Source organism: Thalassospira sp. SN3W (assembly GCF_038070535.1).
Classification (GTDB): domain Bacteria; phylum Pseudomonadota; class Alphaproteobacteria; order Rhodospirillales; family Thalassospiraceae; genus Thalassospira; species Thalassospira xiamenensis.
Map to the genome: position 1 here is coordinate 3,393,601 of NZ_CP121124.1, position 18,399 is coordinate 3,411,999.

An 18,399-nucleotide genomic window follows, 5' to 3' on the forward strand; every position below is an offset into this window, starting at 1 on the left:
GTCCGTTAAAGTACAAAGGGAAAGTTAATGCCCACTATCAACCAGTTGATCCGCAAATCGCGGACTCCGCGCACCCAGCGCGACATGGTTCCGGCACTGGAAGCCTGCCCGCAGAAACGCGGCGTATGCACCCGTGTCTACACCACGACCCCGAAGAAGCCGAACTCGGCACTTCGTAAGGTTGCTCGTGTCCGTTTGACCAACGGCTACGAAGTGACCAGCTATATTCCGGGTGAAGGTCACAACCTGCAGGAACACTCTGTCGTCATGATCCGTGGCGGCCGCGTAAAGGATTTGCCGGGTGTGCGTTACCACATCATTCGCGGTACCCTCGATACGCAGGGTGTCAAAGACCGTAAACAGCGTCGTTCGAAATACGGCGCGAAACGCCCGAAATAAGGAGCAGCTCAGATGTCACGTCGTCACGCTGCTGAAAAGCGCGAAGTTTTGCCTGACGCCAAATATGGCGATAAGGTTCTGACCAAATTCATGAACGGCCTTATGCTCGACGGTAAGAAATCCGCCGCAGAAAAGATCGTTTATGGTGCACTGGAAGTTATGGAAGGCAAGGGTGCCGATCCGGTTGCCCAGTTCCATGAAGCCATGGACAACGTCAAGCCGAACGTCGAAGTGCGTTCGCGCCGTGTTGGTGGTGCTACTTACCAGGTTCCGGTTGAAGTTCGTTCCGAGCGCCGTCAGGCACTGGCCATTCGCTGGCTGGTTGACGCTGCTCGCAAGCGTTCCGAAACGACCATGGTCGGTCGTCTCGCCGGTGAACTGATGGACGCAGCCAACAACCGTGGCTCGGCCGTCAAGAAGCGCGAAGACACCCATCGTATGGCCGAAGCCAACAAGGCTTTCGCTCATTACCGCTGGTAATTCAGACCTCAAGATCAAGAGTCGATTATGGTACAACGTACTCCGATCTCTCGGTATCGCAACATCGGCATCATGGCTCACATCGATGCTGGTAAAACGACGACCACCGAGCGAATTCTATTCTACACCGGCAAGTCCTACAAAATCGGCGAAGTCCACGACGGCGCCGCAACCATGGACTGGATGGAACAGGAACAGGAACGCGGCATCACGATTACGTCTGCTGCGACGACCTGCTTCTGGAAAGATAACCGCATCAACATCATCGATACCCCGGGCCACGTTGACTTCACGATTGAAGTTGAACGTTCGCTTCGTGTTCTCGATGGTGCATGCGCTGTTTTCGATGCCGTTTCCGGTGTTGAACCGCAGACCGAAACCGTATGGCGCCAGGCTGACAAGTACAACGTTCCGCGTATGTGCTTTGTCAACAAGATGGACCGTACCGGTGCGGACTTCTTCCGCTGCGTCAAGATGATCAAAGACCGTCTCGGTGCCAACGCGGCTGTCATGCAGCTGCCGATCGGTTCCGAAATGGAATTCGAAGGCGTTGTCGACCTTGTTGCCAACAAGGAAATCGTCTGGAAAGACGAAAGCCTTGGCGCCGAGTTCGAATATCGCGACATTCGCGATTCGCTCAAAGACCAGGCTGAAGAGTACCGTGAAGCTCTGATCGAACAGGCTGTTGAGTGTGACGAAGCTGCCATGGAAGCTTACCTCGAAGGCGAAATGCCGTCCGAGGAAGTTCTCAAGAAGTGCATCCGTAAAGGTACGCTGAAAGGCGAACTGGTTCCGGTCCTTTGCGGTACTGCGTTCAAGAACAAAGGCGTTCAGCCGCTTCTTGATGCCGTCATCGATTACATGCCGGCTCCGGACGATATCGAAGACGTGCGCGGCATCAAGCCGGGCACCGAAGACGAGCCGGACTCACGTCCGCTGAACGACGAAGCACCGTTCTCCGGTCTTGCATTCAAGATCATGAGCGACCCGTTCGTTGGCTCCCTGACCTTCGTTCGTATTTATTCCGGTATGCTTGAAGCCGGTTCTTACGTTCTGAACTCTGTCAAAGAGAAAAAAGAACGTATCGGCCGTATGCTGCTTATGCATTCAAACAACCGCGAAGAAATCAAATACGCTTGCTCGGGCGACATCGTTGCTCTGGTCGGTCTGAAGGATACCACCACCGGTGATACCCTTTGTGACACTGCCAAGCCGATCATCCTTGAGCGTATGGAATTCCCGGATCCGGTTATCGAGATCGCTGTTGAGCCGAAATCGAAAGCCGACCAGGAGAAAATGGGTCTCGCCCTTGCACGTCTTGCACAGGAAGATCCGTCGTTCCGCGTCAAAACCGACCACGAATCCGGCCAGACCATCATTTCCGGTATGGGCGAGCTTCACCTCGACATCATCGTCGACCGCATGAAGCGTGAATTCAAAGTCGAAGCAAACGTCGGCGCGCCGCAGGTTGCTTATCGTGAGACGATTTCCCAGGAAGTCGACATCGATTACACCCACAAGAAACAGTCGGGTGGTTCGGGTCAGTTCGCACGTATCAAGTTGACCTTCACCCCGGGTGAACCGGGCAGCGGGTTCTCCTTCAAGGACACCGTCGTTGGCGGTAACGTTCCGAAGGAATACATTCCGGGCGTTCAGAAAGGTCTTGAAACCTCGCTTAACAGCGGTGTGATCGCCGGGTTCCCGGTCACCGACTTCTCGGTCACCCTGACCGACGGTGCATACCACGACGTTGACTCGAGCGTGATGGCCTTCGAAATCGCAGCTCGTGCCGCATTCCGTGAAGGTCTTGCGAAAGCTCGTCCGAAGCTTCTCGAGCCGATCATGAGTGTCGAAGTTGTGACGCCGGAAGAATACATGGGCGACATCATTGGTGACCTTAACAGTCGCCGTGGTCAGGTCCGTGACATGGATTCCCGTGGTATTGCACGCGTTGTTAGCGCGTTTGTCCCGCTGGCGAACATGTTCGGTTACGTCAATACGCTGCGTTCCATGTCCCAGGGCCGTGCCCAGTTCGTGATGCAGTTCGATCATTACGCCGACGTCCCGCAGGCAGTTGCGGACGAAGTCAAGGCCAAGTCGGCCGGCTAAGGCGAAGCCAGAATAAACGGAGTTAGAAATGGCTAAAGAAAAATTTGCCCGTACAAAACCGCACGTGAACGTTGGCACCATCGGCCACGTTGACCACGGTAAAACCACGCTGACCGCAGCGATCACCAAAGTTCTCGCAGAGAGCGGCGGCGCATCGTTCCAGGACTACAGCATGATCGACAAAGCGCCGGAAGAGAAAGCTCGTGGTATCACGATCTCGACCGCGCACGTCGAATACGAAACGGCGAACCGCCACTATGCGCACGTCGACTGCCCGGGCCACGCTGACTATGTCAAGAACATGATCACCGGTGCGGCACAGATGGACGGCGGCATCCTGGTTGTTTCGGCAGCTGACGGCCCGATGCCGCAGACCCGCGAGCACATCCTGCTTGCACGTCAGGTTGGCGTTCCGGCCCTCGTCGTGTTCATGAATAAGGTTGACCAGGTCGATGACGAGGAACTCCTCGAACTCGTCGAAATGGAAATCCGTGAACTTCTGTCGTCCTACGACTTCCCGGGCGACGACATTCCGATCGTCAAAGGTTCGGCTCTTGCTGCCCTTGAAGGTCGTGATGACGCGATTGGCAAAGAAGCGATCCTGAAGCTGATGGAAGCTGTTGACAGCTACATCCCGGCACCGGAACGTCCGAAAGACCGTCCGTTCCTGATGCCGATCGAGGACGTGTTCTCGATCTCGGGTCGTGGTACGGTTGTGACCGGTCGTGTTGAAACCGGTATCGTCAAGGTTGGTGAAGAAGTCGAAATCGTCGGTATCAAAGACACCGTCAAAACGATTGTCACCGGCGTTGAGATGTTCCGCAAGCTGCTCGATCAGGGTGAAGCTGGCGACAACATTGGCGCGCTGCTGCGCGGCACCAAACGTGAAGACGTCGAACGTGGCCAGGTTCTGGCGCATGTCGGCTCGATCAAGCCGCACACCAAGTTCACCGCAGAAGCTTACATCCTGACCAAGGATGAAGGTGGCCGTCACACGCCGTTCTTCTCGAACTACCGTCCGCAGTTCTACTTCCGTACCACTGACGTCACCGGCTCGATCGAGCTGCCGGCAGGCACGGAAATGGTTATGCCGGGCGACAACGTCCAGATGACCGCGACCCTCATTGCACCGATTGCAATGGACGAAGGTCTGCGTTTCGCAATCCGTGAAGGCGGTCGTACCGTCGGCGCGGGCGTTGTTGCCAAGATCATCGAGTAATTTTCTCTTGATCTTTGTGAAGCGGGCGGCTATGTAAGCCGCCCGCAACACTTTTGCGGCAATCGTCAACTCCAGTTGAGGGGCCGGTGTCCTTTTGAGGGCTCCGGTACATAATTACATGGATAGTCAGAACATTCGCATTCGCCTGAAGGCGTTTGACCATCGCGTGCTGGATCAGTCCACGCGCGAGATCGTCAATACGGCGAAGCGCACTGGCGCAGAGGTCCGCGGCCCGATTCCGCTGCCGACCCGCATTGAGAAATACACTGTTCTGCGGTCTCCGCACATCGATAAGAAATCGCGTGAGCAGTTCGAAATCCGTACGCATAAGCGTCTTCTCGACATTGTCGACCCGACTCCCCAGACCGTTGATGCTCTGATGAAGCTCGACCTGGCTGCAGGCGTCGACGTCGAGATCAAACTTTAATCGGGAGTAAGCCGCAATGCGTAGTGGACTTATTACCCAGAAGGTTGGCATGACTCGCGTCTTCACGGACGAAGGCGTGCACCTTCCTGTCACCGTTCTGAAAGTCGATAACCTTCAGGTCGTTGCTAATCGTACCAGCGACACCGACGGTTACGTTGCTGTTCAGCTTGGCTATGGCAAAGCAAAAGTGAAAAACGTATCGAAGCCGATGCGCGGTCACTTTGCAAAAGCCAAGGTTGAGCCGAAAGCCAAACTTGCTGAATTCCGCGTTAGCGAAGATGCGCTGATCGAAGTCGGTGCCGAACTTTCGGCAACCCACTTTGTTGAAGGCCAGTACGTTGACGTCATCGGCACCTCCATCGGTAAAGGTTTTGCCGGTGCGATGAAGCGCCATAACTTCGGTGGTCTGCGTGCGTCGCACGGTGTGTCTGTATCGCACCGTTCGCATGGTTCCACTGGTCAGTGCCAGGATCCGGGCCGCGTCTTCAAAGGTAAGAAGATGGCTGGTCATATGGGTGCGGCGCGCGTAACCGTTCAGTCCCTGAAAATCGTCTCTACCGACGAAGCAAAGGGTCTTGTTCTGGTTCACGGTGCTGTCCCGGGTCATGCCGGCGCTTATGTCCTTGTCAAGGATGCCGTGAAACGTGCTGCACCGGAAGGTCTGCCGTTCCCGGCCGCGCTAAAGGGTGCTGCCCCGGCTGCTGAAGAAGCTGCCGCCGAGGATAAGGAATAAGCATCATGAAGCTCGACATTCTTAAACTTGACGCGTCCAAGGCCGGTAACATCGATCTCGCAGAAGAGATCTTTGGTCTGGACGTTCGTCGTGACATCCTGCACCGCATGGTGAACTGGCAGTTGGCAAAACGCCGCGCCGGTACCCACAAGGTAAAGGAAAAAAGCGAGATCTCTGCGACCACGAAAAAGTTCGTACGTCAGAAGGGCAGTGGCGGTGCACGTCACGGTTCCCGTAAAGCCGTACAGTTCCGTGGTGGTGGTGTAGCGCATGGTCCGCGTGTTCGCGATCATTCGCACGATCTGACCAAGAAATTCCGTAAGCTCGCGCTGAAAACCGCTCTGTCGGCCAAAGCAAAGGACGGTAAGCTTATCGTTCTGGACTCCGCGGAATTCTCGGACGCCAAAACCAAGAATCTGGTCGCTGCTTTCGCTAAGCTCGGCTGGAAATCTGCACTGATCATTGACGGTGCGCAGATCAATGAGGGCTTTGCACGCGCTGCGCGCAACATCCCGCAGGTTGATGTGCTGCCAGAGATTGGTGCTAACGTCTATGACATCCTGCGCCGTGACACCCTGGTGCTGACCAAGGGTGCGGTCGAAGCGTTGGAGGCACGTCTCAAATGACGATCATCAGCAAAGAGCGGATGTACGAAGTCATCCGCGCCCCGCATATCACTGAAAAGTCGACGCTGATTTCTGAACACAACGCCGTTGCGTTCAAAGTTGCGATCGACGCCACCAAGCCGGAGATCAAGGCTGCTGTGGAAGGTCTGTTCGGGGTGAAGGTCAAGGCGGTCAATACCTCTGTGGTAAAAGGCAAGACCAAGCGTTTTCGCGGTACTGTCGGTCGCCGGAGCGATTTCAAGAAAGCGATGGTTACCCTCGAAGAGGGTCAGTCCATCGACGTGACGACGGGAATCTAAGACATGGCTTTGAAGAAGTTTAAACCAACCTCTCCTGGTCGCCGTCAGCTGGTTCTTGTCGATCGTTCCGATCTCCACAAGGGCAAGCCGATCAAAGCGTTGACCGAAGGTCTTCGCAAGAAAGGTGGCCGTAACAACTCTGGTCGTATCACCGCCCGCCGTATTGGTGGTGGTCACAAGCGTCGTTACCGCATTATCGACTTCAAACGTACCAAGTTTGATGTCGTTGGTACGGTCGAACGTCTGGAATATGATCCGAACCGCACGGCGTTTATCGCCCTGGTTCGTTATTCCGATGACGAGTTGGCCTACATCCTCGCACCGCAGCGTCTTGCTGTCGGCGACAACATTGTTGCAGCCGAACGCGTAGACATTAAGCCGGGTAATGCCGCACCGCTGAAGAATATTCCGGTCGGTACCATCGTCCATAACGTCGAACTGAAAGCCGGTAAAGGTGGTCAGATCGCACGTTCGGCAGGCACCTATGTGCAGCTTGTCGGCAAGGACCAGGGTTACGCCCAGCTTAAGCTGTCCTCCGGTGAGGTACGTTTGGTTCGTGGTGAATGCATGGCTACCATCGGTGCCGTGTCCAACCAGGACCAGCAGAACACAAACCTTGGTAAAGCAGGCCGCAATCGCTGGCTTGGCAAGCGTCCTTCGGTTCGTGGTGTTGCCATGAACCCGATCGATCACCCGCATGGTGGTGGTGAAGGTCGCACTTCGGGTGGTCGTCACCCGGTTACGCCGTGGGGCAAGCCTACCAAGGGCAAACGTACCCGCTCGAACAAAAAGACTGACGCGCTCATCATGCGCCGTCGTCATAAGAGCTAACGGAGGAGGCTAGACTATGGCGCGTTCCGTTTGGAAGGGTCCGTTTGTAGACGGATACCTTCTTAAGAAAGCCGAAACAGTCCGTGCTTCAGGCCGGAATGAGGTAATTAAGACCTGGTCGCGGCGCTCGACGATTTTGCCGCAATTCGTAGGCCTCACCTTTGGGGTTTACAATGGCCAGAAGTTTCTGCCGGTACTTGTGAACGAAGATATGATCGGTCATAAGTTCGGTGAGTTTTCGCCGACCCGTACCTACTATGGTCACGCGGCCGACAAGAAGGCGAAGAGGAAGTAACGATGGGTAAAAAAGCTGACATCCGTCGGCTGGCGGACAACGAGGCTGCGGCTTCGCTCCGGGCAGTACGCATTTCCCCGCGTAAGCTCAACCTCGTCGCCGAGTCGATCCGTGGTATGAAGGCAGAGGCTGCTTTGGCAGAGCTCACCTTCTCCAACAAACGCATTTCGCAGGACGTCAAAAAGCTGCTGGAATCGGCAATCGCTAATGCCGAGAACAACCACCAGCTCGATGTTGACCGTCTCTTTATCAAAGAGGCGACTGTTGGTAAGGCATTCGTGATGAAACGTTGGCGGGCCCGCGCACGCGGTCGCGTCGGCAAGATCATCAAGCCGTTCTCCAACATGCGCATCGTCGTCTGCGAACGTGAGGAGGCCGAGTAATGGGTCAGAAAGTAAATCCGATCGGTTTACGCGTTGGCATCAACCGCACGTGGGATTCCCGCTGGTACGCCAACAAGGCCGATTTCGCTGGCCTTCTTCATGAAGACCTGGCGATCCGTAAATACATCTTCGACCGTCTGAAACAGGCGGGTGTATCGAAGGTGATTATCGAACGTCCGGCGAAAAAAGCCCGCATCTCGATCCACTCTGCCCGTCCGGGTGTTGTGATCGGGAAAAAAGGCCAGGACATCGAGAAGCTCAAGAACGATCTGCAGAAACTGACCAAGTCGGAAGTGCAGGTTAACATCATCGAAATCCGTAAACCGGAAATCGATGCCAAGCTGGTCGCTGACAACATCGCCCAGCAGCTTGAGCGCCGTGTTTCGTTCCGTCGCGCCATGAAGCGCTCGGTTCAGAACGCAATCCGTCTCGGTGCTGGTGGCATTCGTATTAATGCCGCTGGTCGTCTTGGTGGTGCTGAAATCGCTCGTACCGAATGGTACCGTGAAGGTCGCGTTCCGCTGCATACCCTGCGTGCGGACGTTGATTATGGCACTTCGGAAGCTCACACCACCTATGGTGTCTGCGGTCTGAAGGTCTGGATCTTCAAGGGCGAAATCATGGCTCACGATCCGTTGGCTTCCGAGCGTAAAGCGCTCGAGTCGGCTGGTTCAGGTCGTAAGTAAGGAGATAGAGAGATGCTTTCTCCAAAACGTACAAAGTTCCGTAAAGCACACAAGGGCCGCCTTAAAGGTGAGGCCAAAGGTGGTACGGAACTTAATTTCGGCGCTTATGGCTTGAAAGCCTTGGAGCCGGAGCGTATAACGGCGCGTCAGATCGAAGCGGCCCGCCGCGCGATCACCCGCCACATGCGCCGTCAAGGCCGTGTGTGGATCCGCGTTTTCCCGGATCTCCCGGTATCGCAAAAGCCTGCTGAAGTCCGTCAGGGTAAAGGCAAAGGCTCGGTCGAATATTGGGCGGCACGTGTAAAACCGGGTCGGATTATGTTTGAACTTGACGGTGTTCCGCTGGATCTTGCACGTCGGGCTTTCGAGCTCGCAGCGGCAAAATTGCCGATCAAGACCAAGTTTGTCACGCGTCTTGGTGAAGGGGAGTAATTAGTGATGAAAATTGCTGATCTCCGCGCGAAAAGCGCTGATGAACTAAAACAGATGCTGCTCGACCTGCGTAAGGAATCGTTCAATATGCGTTTCCAGCAGGCTTCCGGTCAGTTCGAGAACACTGCGCAGGTCCGTAAGGTCCGCCGTGATATCGCCCGCATCAAAACCCTTCTCGGAAACGAGAAGGGTGCTACTGCGGCCTAACTGGACACGCATAGGAGTTAAGACACATGCCGAGGCGTGTATTGCAGGGGACAGTCGTTTCGACAAAAAACGACAAGACTGTGGTGGTCCGTGTGGAACGCCAGGTCATGCACCCGCTGTATAAAAAGTATGTGCGCAAGTCGAAGAAATTCCACGCGCATGATGAAGAGAACCGCTTCAAGACGGGTGACGTCGTTCGTATTCGCGAATGCCGGCCGATCTCGAAATTGAAGTCTTGGGAAGTAGTGGTCGAGGAGTGAGTCCTCAGCCCAACCATAGTCAAGGGGTAAACCCATGATCCAGATGCAGTCCAATCTGGACGTTGCCGATAATAGCGGCGCTCGCCGTGTTCAGTGCATCAAGGTGCTGGGCGGCTCGAAGCGCAAAACCGCTAATGTCGGTGATGTTATCGTGGTTTCCGTCAAGGAAGCCATTCCGCGCGGTCGTGTTAAGAAGGGTGCAGTACACAAAGCTGTCATCGTTCGGACCGCAAAGGAAATTCGTCGTTCCGATGGTTCGGCGATCCGCTTTGACCGTAATGCTGCCGTTCTTATTAATGCGAACGGTGAGCCTATCGGTACGCGTATTTTCGGCCCGGTGACCCGTGAACTCCGTTCGCGTGGTTACATGAAGATCATTTCGCTTGCCCCGGAGGTGCTGTAATGGCTGCCAAGATTAAAAAGGGTGATCGCGTCATTGTTCTTACGGGTAAAGACAAAGGGAAAACCGGCGAAGTTATCGCCGCTTTCCCGACCGAGAACAAAGTTCTGGTTTCGGGCATCAACCTGGTGAAACGTCACCAGCGTCCGACCGGTGCTGATGCTGGCGGCATCGTCGAGAAGGAAGCGAAAATCAACGTTTCCAACGTGGCGATTGTCGACCCGAAAGAAAACAAGCCGACCCGCGTCGGTTTCAAGACCCTCGATGATGGTCGCAAGGTTCGCGTAGCGAAGCTCAGCGGCGAAGTCATCGACAACTGAGGGACGGAAAAATGACGCGCCTGCGCGAACATTACAAAGAAGTGGTGCGTGACGCACTCCAGAAGGAGTTCTCCTACGAGAACTCCATGGAGGTTCCGCGCCTCGAGAAGATCGTGATCAATATGGGTGTCGGCGACGCCACCCAGGATCGCAAGAAGCTGGAAGGTGCGGCTGCGGATCTCGCTGCCATCACCGGTCAGAAGCCTATCTTCACCAAGGCGAAAAAGTCGGTAGCGGCTTTCAAGCTTCGTGAAGGCATGAACATCGGTTGTAAAGTGACCCTGCGTCGCGACCGTATGTACGAGTTCCTGGACCGTCTGGTTTCGGTCGCGCTTCCGCGCGTTCGTGACTTCCGCGGCCTGAACAAAAAATCCTTCGATGGTCGTGGCAACTTTGCCATGGGCCTCAAGGAACAGTTCGTCTTTCCTGAAGTCGAGTACGACAAAGTCGACTCGGTCCGCGGGATGGACATCATCATTTGCACCACGGCAAAGTCCGACGCCGAAGCTCTCGCCCTTCTCAAGGGCTTTGATCTTCCGTTCGGAAACTAACTGGAGGTTGGCCCATGGCCAAGAAAAGCGCCGTTCAGCGCGAACTTAAACGTGAGCGCCTGGCTAAGCAGCATGCTGCCAAGCGTGCCGCCCTTAAAGCGGTCATTAACAATCGCGAGACCTCTCCTGAAGAGCGTATCGCGTGCGTGATCAAACTCGCCCAGCTGCCGCGTAACTCGGCCCGTATCCGTCAGCGTATCCGCTGCCAGGTTTCCGGTCGTCCGCGCGGTGTCTATCGCAAATTCCGCCTGTCCCGTATCGCGCTTCGTGAACTTGCTTCGCGTGGTCAGATCCCGGGCATGGTGAAGTCGAGCTGGTAAGGAGGACATCACATGTCGATGACTGATCCCGTAGGCGATATGCTCACGCGTATCCGCAACGGTCAGCGCGTTGGTAAATCCAACGTTGCTTCGCCGGCTTCAAAACTGCGTACCGGTGTGCTGGATGTTCTCCAGCGCGAAGGTTACATCCGCGGTTACAGCATTAATGAAATTCGCAAGGGCGTCAGCGAAATCAACATCGAACTCAAATATTTTGAGGGCGAAGGCGTGATTAAGCAGATCGACCGCGTCTCGACCCCGGGTCGTCGTGTGTATTCGAAGATCAAAGATCTTCCGAAAGTATACAACGGCTTGGGCATCGCAGTCCTATCCACTCCGAAAGGGGTTCTGTCGGATCAGGAGGCTCGCGAGCAGAATGTCGGCGGCGAAATCCTCTGCAAGGTATTCTAAGGAGGGCCAACGATGTCGCGAGTAGGAAAAAACCCGGTGGTCGTGCCTAGCGGCGTTACCATCACCCTGACCGAAGAACAGATCAGTGCAAAAGGCAAGCTCGGTGAGCTTCGTCTGCCGCTGACCTCGGACGTAACTGTTTCACAGGATGACAACCAGATCACCGTGAAACCGGCCAACGATACCAAGCGCGCCCGTGCCCTTTGGGGTACCACACGCGCCAATATCGCAAACCTCGTAACCGGGGTTTCGGACGGCTTCACCAAGAAACTGGAAATCACCGGTGTTGGTTACCGTGCGCAGGTCCAGGGCAATAAACTGGTTCTGCAGCTTGGCTTCTCTCATGACGTGGAAATGGAGATCCCCGCGGGTCTTAACGTCGTCGCAGAAAAGCCGACCCTTATCGCCATCTCTGGCGCAGATAAACAGCTCGTTGGTCAGTTCGCTGCAAATGCACGCGGCTGGCGCGGTCCGGAGCCTTACAAAGGCAAAGGTGTCCGTTACGAAGGCGAGTATATCTTGCGCAAAGAAGGCAAGAAGAAGTAAGGACTGGCACGATGAAAAACGCGAGAAACCTCTTCGAGCGCCGCAAACGCCGCGTTCGTTTTGCGATCCGCCAGAAAGCGGCCGGTCGCCCGCGCCTCAGCGTGCACCGTTCCAACGCGCATATCTATGCACAGATTATCGACGATCTGGCAGGCAAGACTCTTGTCTGCGCTTCGTCGGCCGAGAAAGATCTCGGTGGCAAAGGCAGCAATGCCGAAGCAGCTGTGCTGGTCGGTAAAGCTATTGCCGAACGTGCCGTTGCCGCTGGTGTGAAAACGGTCGTATTTGATCGTGGCGGGTATTTGTTCCATGGCCGGGTGAAAGCTCTGGCCGATGCCGCCCGTGAGGGCGGTCTGGACTTCTAAGGAGCACGACCATGGCACGTAATCAGAATACACAACAGCAGCAGCAGGCGCCGAAAGCCCGTGAAGAAAACGAACTCGTCGACAAGCTGGTTGGTATCAACCGCGTCGCGAAAGTCGTTAAGGGCGGCCGTCGCTTTGCTTTCTCCGCAATGGTTGTCGTCGGTGACCAGCGCGGTCGCGTCGGATACGGCACGGGCAAAGCCCGTGAAGTTCCGGAAGCGATCCGCAAGGCTACCGAAGCAGCCAAGCGCAACATGATCCGCGTTCCGTTGCGTGAAGGCCGTACCCTTCACCACGATGTGCAGGGCCACTTTGGTGCAGGTCGGGTTATTCTCCGTTCTGCTCCGGCTGGTACCGGTATCATTGCTGGCGGTGCGATGCGCGCAGTTTTCGAAACCATGGGTGTTCAGGACGTCGTGTCCAAATGCACCGGTTCGAACAACCCGCACAACGTTATCCGTGCAACTCTTGACGCTCTGGTCAACGGCGCTTCACCGCGTCAGGTCGCTGCAAAACGCGGCCTGAAGGTTGGCGAGATCGTTGCCCGTCGCGATAGCGGTTCGGCTGCGGCCGCCGTTCTCGAAAAGGAGTAATTCGATATGGCTGCTAAGAAAAAAGCGACCGTTCGCGTTACCCAGACGGGTTCGCCGATCGGACGTCCGGCTGATCAGCGCCAGACCCTTGTGGGTCTTGGCCTGAACAAACTGCACCGGACTCGTGAGCTGGAAGATACTCCGGCTGTTCGCGGTATGATCGCCAAGGTCAAGCACCTCGTCCGCGTGGACGAGGCCTGATTGGCCCCCAGATCGAAAAGGTGTTGATTAATGAAACTCAACGAACTTGCCGATAACCCGGGTGCCCGCAAGGCGCGCACCCGCGTCGGTCGCGGTATCGGTTCGGGCAAAGGCAAAACTTCTGGCGCAGGTCAGAAGGGTCAGACGTCCCGTTCCGGTGTAGCGATCAATGGCTTCGAAGGCGGGCAGATGCCAATCTACCGTCGTCTTCCGAAGCGCGGCTTTAAAAATCCGTTCCGGAAACTGTTCGGTGTCGTGAACCTTGGTACCCTTCAGACCGCCGTTGATAACGGTGTTCTTGAAGAAGGTGCGAATGTCACCATCGAAGTTCTGGTCGAAAAAGGCCTGGCCCGTCCGCAGAAAGACGGTCTGCGTCTGCTCGCTAAAGGCGAACTGAAAGCGAAACTGAACATCGAAATCACCGGTGCTTCCAAGTCGGCTATCGAAGCCGTCGAGAAAGCTGGTGGCTCGGTCAAGGTACTTGCTCCGGTTGCCGCAGCAGAAACCGCAGAATAAGCCTCTATGACTACGTGAGGGTCCGGTTCCCAAGATTACGGGACCGGACCCTCCAGTTTTAGCCTATTGGGAGATAAGTGCATGGCATCGGCCGCCGAGCAGCTTGCCGCGAACCTGAACTGGTCGTCTTTTTCTAAGGCAACCGAGCTTAAAAAGCGCATCTGGTTCACGTTGGGCGCGCTTATAGTTTACCGTCTGGGAACATATATCCCGATTCCCGGCGTTGACCCGTCCATTCTTGCTGATATTTTCCAGCAGAATGCTGGTGGCGTCCTGGGCATGTTCGACATGTTTGCTGGTGGTGCGCTTGGGCGTATGACCATCTTCGCGCTGAACATCATGCCTTACATCTCCGCCTCGATCATCATTCAGCTGATGACCACTGTTTCGCCAAGCCTTGAGGCTATGAAAAAAGAGGGCGAACAGGGGCGTAAAAAGATTAATCAATATACCCGTTATCTGACCGTTGTGATCGCCACGATCCAGGCATGGGGCATTGCAGTGGGTCTTGAAAGCATGAGCGGTTCATCCGGCTCTGCGGTTCATGATCCGGGCATGTTCTTCCGCTTTACCGCGGTTGTGACCCTGGTTGGCGGCACCATGTTCCTGATGTGGCTGGGCGAACAGATCACCCAGCGCGGTATCGGTAACGGCATTTCGCTTATCATCTTTACCGGTATTGTTGCGGGCCTTCCGGCCGCGATTGCGGGCACCCTTGAACTGGGCCGTACCGGCGCGATTTCGGCACTGGTGATCGTTGCGATCATCGTACTGGCGATTGCCGTCATTGCCTTCATCGTGTTCGTGGAACGTGCCCAACGCCGTGTTCTGATCCAGTACCCGAAACGCCAGGTCGGCATGAAGGTCATGGAAGGTCAGAGCTCGCACCTGCCGCTCAAGATCAACACGGCCGGCGTTATTCCGCCGATCTTTGCAAGCTCGCTTCTGCTGATGCCGCTGTCGGTTGCACAGTTCACTGCCGGTGCGGATGCGCCTGCGTGGCTTAGCACCGTGACAGCACTGCTTGGCCGTGGCCAGCCGCTTTATATCGGTCTGTATATCGCGCTTATCGTCTTCTTTGCCTTCTTCTACACGGCGGTTGTTTTCAACCCGGAAGATACGGCAGACAACCTGAAAAAGCATGGCGGCTTCATTCCGGGCATCCGTCCGGGCAAGAATACCGCCAACTATCTGGATTTCATCCTGACCCGCCTGACGGTCATCGGTGCAGCGTATCTGGCATTTGTCTGTATCCTGCCAGAGCTTCTGATCGCCGAATGGTCGGTGCCGTTCTACTTTGGTGGGACTAGCTTGCTGATCGTTGTCACGGTAACCATGGATACCGTAGCACAGATCCAGTCGCATATGCTGGCACACCAGTATGAAGGCCTGATCAAGAAATCCAAATTGCGTGGACGCCGCCGCTAAGGCGGCGCCACCAAGACCATCAGGGGGACGGACAACAATGAACATTATCCTTCTTGGCCCTCCGGGTGCTGGCAAAGGGACCCAGGCAAAGCGTCTTGAAACGGGACGCGGCATGATTCAGCTTTCGACCGGTGACATGCTGCGTGCAGCGGTCGCGGCCGGAACCGAGCTGGGGCAGAAGGCAAAGGAAGTCATGGATGCGGGCAAGCTCGTCTCCGACGATCTGATGATCGGCCTGATTTCCGAACGACTTGATCAGGATGATACCAAGAACGGTTTCATTCTGGACGGTTTTCCGCGCACCACAGCCCAGGCACATGCCCTGGATGTGATGCTGGAAACCAAGGGACTGGCACTTGATTATGTGATCGAGTTGCGGGTTGATGATGCCGCCCTTGTGGCACGTATCGTTGGTCGCTACACCTGCGCGAAATGCGGGCAGGGATACCATGACGAGTTCCAGAAACCCAAGCAGGACGGTGTTTGCGACGTATGTGGCAGCACCGAATTCAAACGCCGTGCGGATGACAATGCCGAGACGGTCACCTCGCGACTGGAAGCTTATCACAAGCAGACAGCACCGATCATTCCCTACTATGAGAATGCCGGTAAGCTGAAAACAGTTGACGGGATGGCCGAAATCGACGAAGTTACGCGCGAGATAGAAGCCATCCTGGGGTAATTTCCCGGGCGGGGCATTTTTTTGCTGGCGGGTTGGCAGTATTGCTGGCCCGCTTTTGCAGCGCCCCGTCCTACCGGATCTGCCGCAGGGTTTGTTAACAGGAAACAGGAGTCTCACACAGTGGCTCGTATTGCTGGCGTAAACATCCCGACCGCTAAGCGCGTCGTGATTGCGCTTACCTACATCACCGGCATTGGCCCGGCGAAAGCTAAAGAAATTTGCGCAAAGGTTGGCATCGAAGCAGCAACCCGCGTTCATCAGCTCTCTGATGACCAGGTTCTCAAGGTGCGTGAAGTCATCGACGCTGATTACACCGTCGAAGGCGACCTTCGTCGTGAAACCGCAATGAACATTAAACGTCTGATGGATCTGGGTTGCTATCGCGGCCTGCGTCATCGTCGCGGTCTCCCGGTACGCGGTCAGCGTACCCACACCAACGCCCGCACCCGCAAGGGCCCGGCTAAGCCGATCGCTGGCAAGAAGAAGTAAGGTAGGGGACAGACAATGGCAAAAGCTCCTCAGACTCGCGTGCGTCGCCGCGAGCGGAAGAACATTACGAACGGTATCGCGCACGTAAACGCGACCTTCAACAACACCATGATCACCATCACCGACGTTCAGGGTAATACCATTTCCTGGTCGACCGCTGGTGGTATGGGTTTCCGCGGTTCGCGTAAATCGACCCCGTATGCTGCACAGGTTGCTGCCGAAGACGCAGGTAAAAAAGCTGCTGAACACGGCATGAAAACCCTTGAAGTTCAGGTTAAAGGCCCGGGTTCGGGACGTGAATCTGCCCTTCGTGCGCTTCAGGCGGTTGGTTTCACCATTACGTCGATCAAAGACGTAACGCCGATCCCGCATAACGGTTGCCGTCCGCGTAAACGTCGTCGCGTCTAATCGCGCCGATCTGCGGACGACCCCGCGTTTGGGCCCGGGCGACCGGGCCTCTTCGCGTTTCTCGCGGGGGCCAATTTTGTGCCCCCCTTACCATAGGCTCCAGTTGCGAAGGTGGGTCTCGTGATTCAAAAGAACTGGCAGGAACTGATTAAGCCGACCAAGCTTGATGTTACTCCGGGTACGGATGCCAGCCGCATCGGTACGATCGTGGCGGAACCGCTGGAGCGCGGTTTTGGTCAGACTCTGGGTAACGCGCTGCGTCGCATTCTGCTGTCGTCGCTCCAGGGTTCGGCGGTTACTGCGATCCAGATTGACGGTGTATTGCACGAATTTTCGTCGATCCCGGGTGTGCGTGAAGATGTCACCGACATCATCCTGAATATCAAGACCATGGGTGTGCGCATGCATGCCGAAGGTCCGAAGAAAATGGCGCTTAAAGCGACTGGTCCGGGTGCTGTCACCGCGGGTCAGATCGAAACCGGTGCCGACATCGAAATCCTTAACCCGGATCTCGAGCTGTGCCATCTTGATGATGGTGCGACGCTGAACATCGAATTCACCGTTGATAACGGTAAAGGCTATGTTGCTGCGACGTCGCATCGTTCGTCGGATGCGCCGATCGGTCTTATTCCGATCGATGCAATCTTCAGCCCGATCCGTAAAGTGGCCTACAAGGTGGAAAACACCCGTGTTGGTCAGGATACCGATTATGACAAGCTGTCGCTGACCGTTGAAACCAACGGTTCGGTCACCCCGGAAGATGCAATGGCACTTGCTGCCCGTATCCTTCAGGACCAGCTGTCGCTGTTCGTCAACTTCGACGAGCCGGAAGCGGTTGTCGAAGAGAAGAAAGAAGACGAACTGCCGTTCAACCGCAATCTGCTGCGCAAGGTCGACGAGCTTGAGCTCTCGGTCCGTTCGGCAAACTGCCTCAAGAACGACAACATCATCTATATCGGTGATCTGGTTCAGAAAACCGAAGCAGAAATGCTTCGTACGCCGAACTTCGGTCGTAAATCGCTGAACGAAATCAAGGATGTTCTGGCGCAGATGGGCCTGCATCTTGGTATGGAAGTCGGCGGTTGGCCGCCGGAAAACATCGAAGAACTGGCGCGTAAGTTCGAAGACCCGTTCTAAGACGGGGCTTCGGCCTTCGGGTCGGTGCTTTTTGACTGACGGGGCAGGCGTTCTGCCCCAACCAGAAACCCGGTTTTCGGAATTTCTGGCGGGCTGGTGCCCAAAACCGCACGTGCATGACCTGATTTAGTCAGGGTGGCGGCGCGGTATCACAATCGGTTTCGTGCGCGAAGCCAAGGCAATAAGGAGAGTTCCTATGCGTCACGGTATGCAAGGCCGTAAGCTTAATCGTACTTCGTCCCATCGTAAGGCGATGTTCTCTAACATGGCGGTTTCGCTGCTCACCCACGAGCAGATCAAAACCACTCTTCCGAAGGCCAAGGATCTTCGCCCGTATGTCGAAAAACTGATTACGCTGGGCAAGCGGGGCGACCTGCATGCACGCCGTCAGGCCATTTCGATCCTGCGTGACGAGAAAGTCGTTGCCAAGCTGTTCGGCGAAATTGCTGATCGCTACAAAGAGCGTTCGGGTGGTTACACCCGCGTTCTGAAGGCTGGCTTCCGTTATGGCGATGCTGCTCCGGTTGCTGTGATCGAACTCGTTGATCGCAACCCGGAAGCCAAAGGCGCGGAAGACCGTGCTCGCCTTGAAGCAGAGGGCGAAGGCGAAGAAGCGTCTGCTGAATAAGCAACGTTTCGGCCTTTA

At 55.7% G+C, this 18,399-nt stretch carries 31 protein-coding genes; all 31 read left to right on the forward strand.

The genetic code is table 11. The features are described 5' to 3' along the window. Positions 1-27: 27 nt before the first annotated feature. The 31 genes from rpsL (at position 28) to rplQ (ending at position 18,381) form a co-directional block, all read left to right on the forward strand. Positions 28-399, forward strand: a complete 372-nt coding sequence (rpsL, locus tag P8T57_RS15430) for a 30S ribosomal protein S12 (protein WP_007092427.1) — start codon at positions 28-30, stop codon at positions 397-399. Positions 400-411: 12 nt separating this feature from the next. Next, positions 412-879: a 30S ribosomal protein S7 gene (gene rpsG, locus P8T57_RS15435; RefSeq protein ID WP_007092426.1), complete on the forward strand. Its 468-nt coding sequence runs from the start codon at positions 412-414 to the stop codon at positions 877-879. Positions 880-906: 27 nt separating this feature from the next. Continuing rightward, entirely contained in the window at positions 907-2,988 is a 2,082-nt protein-coding gene (fusA, locus tag P8T57_RS15440; RefSeq protein ID WP_037991697.1) for an elongation factor G, read from the forward strand. A 28-nt stretch (positions 2,989-3,016) separates the two neighbouring features. Further along, positions 3,017-4,207 (forward strand): elongation factor Tu, encoded by a 1,191-nt coding sequence (gene tuf / locus P8T57_RS15445; protein WP_040059651.1) that lies wholly within the window; start codon positions 3,017-3,019, stop codon positions 4,205-4,207. 118 nt (positions 4,208-4,325) lie between these two features. Further along, positions 4,326-4,634, forward strand: a complete 309-nt coding sequence (gene rpsJ / locus P8T57_RS15450; RefSeq protein WP_007091508.1) for a 30S ribosomal protein S10 — start codon at positions 4,326-4,328, stop codon at positions 4,632-4,634. Between the two features lie 16 nt (positions 4,635-4,650). Then, positions 4,651-5,367, forward strand: coding sequence for a 50S ribosomal protein L3 (rplC, locus tag P8T57_RS15455; protein WP_007091507.1), 717 nt, complete (start codon positions 4,651-4,653; stop codon positions 5,365-5,367). Positions 5,368-5,372: 5 nt separating this feature from the next. Next, positions 5,373-5,993 (forward strand): 50S ribosomal protein L4, encoded by a 621-nt coding sequence (gene rplD / locus P8T57_RS15460; protein ID WP_007091506.1) that lies wholly within the window; start codon positions 5,373-5,375, stop codon positions 5,991-5,993. Next, positions 5,990-6,292 (forward strand): 50S ribosomal protein L23, encoded by a 303-nt coding sequence (locus tag P8T57_RS15465; protein WP_007091505.1) that lies wholly within the window; start codon positions 5,990-5,992, stop codon positions 6,290-6,292. Before rplD ends, P8T57_RS15465 begins: the two co-directional genes overlap by 4 nt. Positions 6,293-6,295: 3 nt before the next feature. Next, positions 6,296-7,123, forward strand: coding sequence for a 50S ribosomal protein L2 (gene rplB / locus P8T57_RS15470; protein WP_007091504.1), 828 nt, complete (start codon positions 6,296-6,298; stop codon positions 7,121-7,123). Positions 7,124-7,139: 16 nt separating this feature from the next. After that, positions 7,140-7,418, forward strand: a complete 279-nt coding sequence (gene rpsS / locus P8T57_RS15475) for a 30S ribosomal protein S19 (RefSeq protein ID WP_007091503.1) — start codon at positions 7,140-7,142, stop codon at positions 7,416-7,418. Between the two features lie 2 nt (positions 7,419-7,420). Then, on the forward strand, positions 7,421-7,801 hold the full coding sequence (gene rplV / locus P8T57_RS15480) for a 50S ribosomal protein L22 (RefSeq protein WP_007091502.1): 381 nt from the start codon (positions 7,421-7,423) through the stop codon (positions 7,799-7,801). Further along, the gene (gene rpsC, locus P8T57_RS15485; protein ID WP_007091501.1) at positions 7,801-8,487 is read left to right on the forward strand and encodes a 30S ribosomal protein S3; all 687 of its coding nucleotides are present in this window, start codon (positions 7,801-7,803) and stop codon (positions 8,485-8,487) included. Before rplV ends, rpsC begins: the two co-directional genes overlap by 1 nt. Positions 8,488-8,499: 12 nt before the next feature. Then, entirely contained in the window at positions 8,500-8,919 is a 420-nt protein-coding gene (gene rplP, locus P8T57_RS15490; RefSeq protein ID WP_007091500.1) for a 50S ribosomal protein L16, read from the forward strand. Positions 8,920-8,925: 6 nt separating this feature from the next. Beyond that, positions 8,926-9,126: a 50S ribosomal protein L29 gene (gene rpmC / locus P8T57_RS15495; protein ID WP_007091499.1), complete on the forward strand. Its 201-nt coding sequence runs from the start codon at positions 8,926-8,928 to the stop codon at positions 9,124-9,126. 26 nt (positions 9,127-9,152) lie between these two features. Then, the gene (rpsQ, locus tag P8T57_RS15500; RefSeq protein ID WP_007091498.1) at positions 9,153-9,386 is read left to right on the forward strand and encodes a 30S ribosomal protein S17; all 234 of its coding nucleotides are present in this window, start codon (positions 9,153-9,155) and stop codon (positions 9,384-9,386) included. A 34-nt stretch (positions 9,387-9,420) separates the two neighbouring features. Beyond that, a complete protein-coding gene (gene rplN, locus P8T57_RS15505) occupies positions 9,421-9,789 on the forward strand; it encodes a 50S ribosomal protein L14 (protein ID WP_007091497.1) in 369 nt (122 codons plus the stop codon). After that, on the forward strand, positions 9,789-10,106 hold the full coding sequence (gene rplX, locus P8T57_RS15510; protein ID WP_007091496.1) for a 50S ribosomal protein L24: 318 nt from the start codon (positions 9,789-9,791) through the stop codon (positions 10,104-10,106). Before rplN ends, rplX begins: the two co-directional genes overlap by 1 nt. Before the next feature lie 11 nt (positions 10,107-10,117). Continuing rightward, positions 10,118-10,657, forward strand: coding sequence for a 50S ribosomal protein L5 (gene rplE, locus P8T57_RS15515; protein WP_007091495.1), 540 nt, complete (start codon positions 10,118-10,120; stop codon positions 10,655-10,657). A gap of 14 nt (positions 10,658-10,671) precedes the next feature. After that, positions 10,672-10,977 carry a 30S ribosomal protein S14 gene (rpsN, locus tag P8T57_RS15520; RefSeq protein ID WP_007091494.1) on the forward strand — a complete coding sequence of 102 codons (306 nt, stop codon included), beginning with the start codon at positions 10,672-10,674 and terminating at the stop codon, positions 10,975-10,977. Between the two features lie 12 nt (positions 10,978-10,989). Further along, positions 10,990-11,388, forward strand: a complete 399-nt coding sequence (rpsH, locus tag P8T57_RS15525) for a 30S ribosomal protein S8 (protein WP_007091493.1) — start codon at positions 10,990-10,992, stop codon at positions 11,386-11,388. A 12-nt stretch (positions 11,389-11,400) separates the two neighbouring features. Further along, positions 11,401-11,934 carry a 50S ribosomal protein L6 gene (gene rplF, locus P8T57_RS15530; RefSeq protein ID WP_007091492.1) on the forward strand — a complete coding sequence of 178 codons (534 nt, stop codon included), beginning with the start codon at positions 11,401-11,403 and terminating at the stop codon, positions 11,932-11,934. Between the two features lie 11 nt (positions 11,935-11,945). After that, positions 11,946-12,299, forward strand: a complete 354-nt coding sequence (rplR, locus tag P8T57_RS15535; protein ID WP_007091491.1) for a 50S ribosomal protein L18 — start codon at positions 11,946-11,948, stop codon at positions 12,297-12,299. Positions 12,300-12,310: 11 nt separating this feature from the next. Then, positions 12,311-12,892, forward strand: coding sequence for a 30S ribosomal protein S5 (gene rpsE / locus P8T57_RS15540; protein WP_007091490.1), 582 nt, complete (start codon positions 12,311-12,313; stop codon positions 12,890-12,892). A gap of 6 nt (positions 12,893-12,898) precedes the next feature. After that, entirely contained in the window at positions 12,899-13,093 is a 195-nt protein-coding gene (gene rpmD / locus P8T57_RS15545; protein ID WP_007091489.1) for a 50S ribosomal protein L30, read from the forward strand. Positions 13,094-13,123: 30 nt separating this feature from the next. Continuing rightward, complete coding sequence (gene rplO / locus P8T57_RS15550; RefSeq protein WP_071240404.1) at positions 13,124-13,609, forward strand: 50S ribosomal protein L15; 486 nt, start codon at positions 13,124-13,126, stop codon at positions 13,607-13,609. Positions 13,610-13,690: 81 nt separating this feature from the next. Beyond that, complete coding sequence (gene secY / locus P8T57_RS15555; protein WP_071240405.1) at positions 13,691-15,037, forward strand: preprotein translocase subunit SecY; 1,347 nt, start codon at positions 13,691-13,693, stop codon at positions 15,035-15,037. Between the two features lie 37 nt (positions 15,038-15,074). Further along, entirely contained in the window at positions 15,075-15,719 is a 645-nt protein-coding gene (locus tag P8T57_RS15560; protein ID WP_037990968.1) for an adenylate kinase, read from the forward strand. A 120-nt stretch (positions 15,720-15,839) separates the two neighbouring features. Then, complete coding sequence (rpsM, locus tag P8T57_RS15565) at positions 15,840-16,208, forward strand: 30S ribosomal protein S13 (RefSeq protein WP_007091485.1); 369 nt, start codon at positions 15,840-15,842, stop codon at positions 16,206-16,208. Positions 16,209-16,223: 15 nt separating this feature from the next. Then, positions 16,224-16,616, forward strand: coding sequence for a 30S ribosomal protein S11 (rpsK, locus tag P8T57_RS15570; protein ID WP_007091484.1), 393 nt, complete (start codon positions 16,224-16,226; stop codon positions 16,614-16,616). Between the two features lie 120 nt (positions 16,617-16,736). After that, the gene (locus P8T57_RS15575; protein ID WP_007091483.1) at positions 16,737-17,753 is read left to right on the forward strand and encodes a DNA-directed RNA polymerase subunit alpha; all 1,017 of its coding nucleotides are present in this window, start codon (positions 16,737-16,739) and stop codon (positions 17,751-17,753) included. A 196-nt stretch (positions 17,754-17,949) separates the two neighbouring features. Then, entirely contained in the window at positions 17,950-18,381 is a 432-nt protein-coding gene (rplQ, locus tag P8T57_RS15580; RefSeq protein ID WP_007091482.1) for a 50S ribosomal protein L17, read from the forward strand. The last annotated feature ends 18 nt before the right edge of the window (positions 18,382-18,399 follow it).

Bases quoted from the DNA above. Each gene is read 5' to 3' on its own strand.
- rpsL (WP_007092427.1), top strand. From the start codon at position 28: ATGCCCACTATCAACCAGTTGATCCGCAAATCGCGGACTCCGCGCACC.
- rpsG (WP_007092426.1), top strand. From the start codon at position 412: ATGTCACGTCGTCACGCTGCTGAAAAGCGCGAAGTTTTGCCTGACGCC.
- fusA (WP_037991697.1), top strand. From the start codon at position 907: ATGGTACAACGTACTCCGATCTCTCGGTATCGCAACATCGGCATCATG.
- tuf (WP_040059651.1), top strand. From the start codon at position 3,017: ATGGCTAAAGAAAAATTTGCCCGTACAAAACCGCACGTGAACGTTGGC.
- rpsJ (WP_007091508.1), top strand. From the start codon at position 4,326: ATGGATAGTCAGAACATTCGCATTCGCCTGAAGGCGTTTGACCATCGC.
- rplC (WP_007091507.1), top strand. From the start codon at position 4,651: ATGCGTAGTGGACTTATTACCCAGAAGGTTGGCATGACTCGCGTCTTC.
- rplD (WP_007091506.1), top strand. From the start codon at position 5,373: ATGAAGCTCGACATTCTTAAACTTGACGCGTCCAAGGCCGGTAACATC.
- P8T57_RS15465 (WP_007091505.1), top strand. From the start codon at position 5,990: ATGACGATCATCAGCAAAGAGCGGATGTACGAAGTCATCCGCGCCCCG.
- rplB (WP_007091504.1), top strand. From the start codon at position 6,296: ATGGCTTTGAAGAAGTTTAAACCAACCTCTCCTGGTCGCCGTCAGCTG.
- rpsS (WP_007091503.1), top strand. From the start codon at position 7,140: ATGGCGCGTTCCGTTTGGAAGGGTCCGTTTGTAGACGGATACCTTCTT.
- rplV (WP_007091502.1), top strand. From the start codon at position 7,421: ATGGGTAAAAAAGCTGACATCCGTCGGCTGGCGGACAACGAGGCTGCG.
- rpsC (WP_007091501.1), top strand. From the start codon at position 7,801: ATGGGTCAGAAAGTAAATCCGATCGGTTTACGCGTTGGCATCAACCGC.
- rplP (WP_007091500.1), top strand. From the start codon at position 8,500: ATGCTTTCTCCAAAACGTACAAAGTTCCGTAAAGCACACAAGGGCCGC.
- rpmC (WP_007091499.1), top strand. From the start codon at position 8,926: ATGAAAATTGCTGATCTCCGCGCGAAAAGCGCTGATGAACTAAAACAG.
- rpsQ (WP_007091498.1), top strand. From the start codon at position 9,153: ATGCCGAGGCGTGTATTGCAGGGGACAGTCGTTTCGACAAAAAACGAC.
- rplN (WP_007091497.1), top strand. From the start codon at position 9,421: ATGATCCAGATGCAGTCCAATCTGGACGTTGCCGATAATAGCGGCGCT.
- rplX (WP_007091496.1), top strand. From the start codon at position 9,789: ATGGCTGCCAAGATTAAAAAGGGTGATCGCGTCATTGTTCTTACGGGT.
- rplE (WP_007091495.1), top strand. From the start codon at position 10,118: ATGACGCGCCTGCGCGAACATTACAAAGAAGTGGTGCGTGACGCACTC.
- rpsN (WP_007091494.1), top strand. From the start codon at position 10,672: ATGGCCAAGAAAAGCGCCGTTCAGCGCGAACTTAAACGTGAGCGCCTG.
- rpsH (WP_007091493.1), top strand. From the start codon at position 10,990: ATGTCGATGACTGATCCCGTAGGCGATATGCTCACGCGTATCCGCAAC.
- rplF (WP_007091492.1), top strand. From the start codon at position 11,401: ATGTCGCGAGTAGGAAAAAACCCGGTGGTCGTGCCTAGCGGCGTTACC.
- rplR (WP_007091491.1), top strand. From the start codon at position 11,946: ATGAAAAACGCGAGAAACCTCTTCGAGCGCCGCAAACGCCGCGTTCGT.
- rpsE (WP_007091490.1), top strand. From the start codon at position 12,311: ATGGCACGTAATCAGAATACACAACAGCAGCAGCAGGCGCCGAAAGCC.
- rpmD (WP_007091489.1), top strand. From the start codon at position 12,899: ATGGCTGCTAAGAAAAAAGCGACCGTTCGCGTTACCCAGACGGGTTCG.
- rplO (WP_071240404.1), top strand. From the start codon at position 13,124: ATGAAACTCAACGAACTTGCCGATAACCCGGGTGCCCGCAAGGCGCGC.
- secY (WP_071240405.1), top strand. From the start codon at position 13,691: ATGGCATCGGCCGCCGAGCAGCTTGCCGCGAACCTGAACTGGTCGTCT.
- P8T57_RS15560 (WP_037990968.1), top strand. From the start codon at position 15,075: ATGAACATTATCCTTCTTGGCCCTCCGGGTGCTGGCAAAGGGACCCAG.
- rpsK (WP_007091484.1), top strand. From the start codon at position 16,224: ATGGCAAAAGCTCCTCAGACTCGCGTGCGTCGCCGCGAGCGGAAGAAC.
- rplQ (WP_007091482.1), top strand. From the start codon at position 17,950: ATGCGTCACGGTATGCAAGGCCGTAAGCTTAATCGTACTTCGTCCCAT.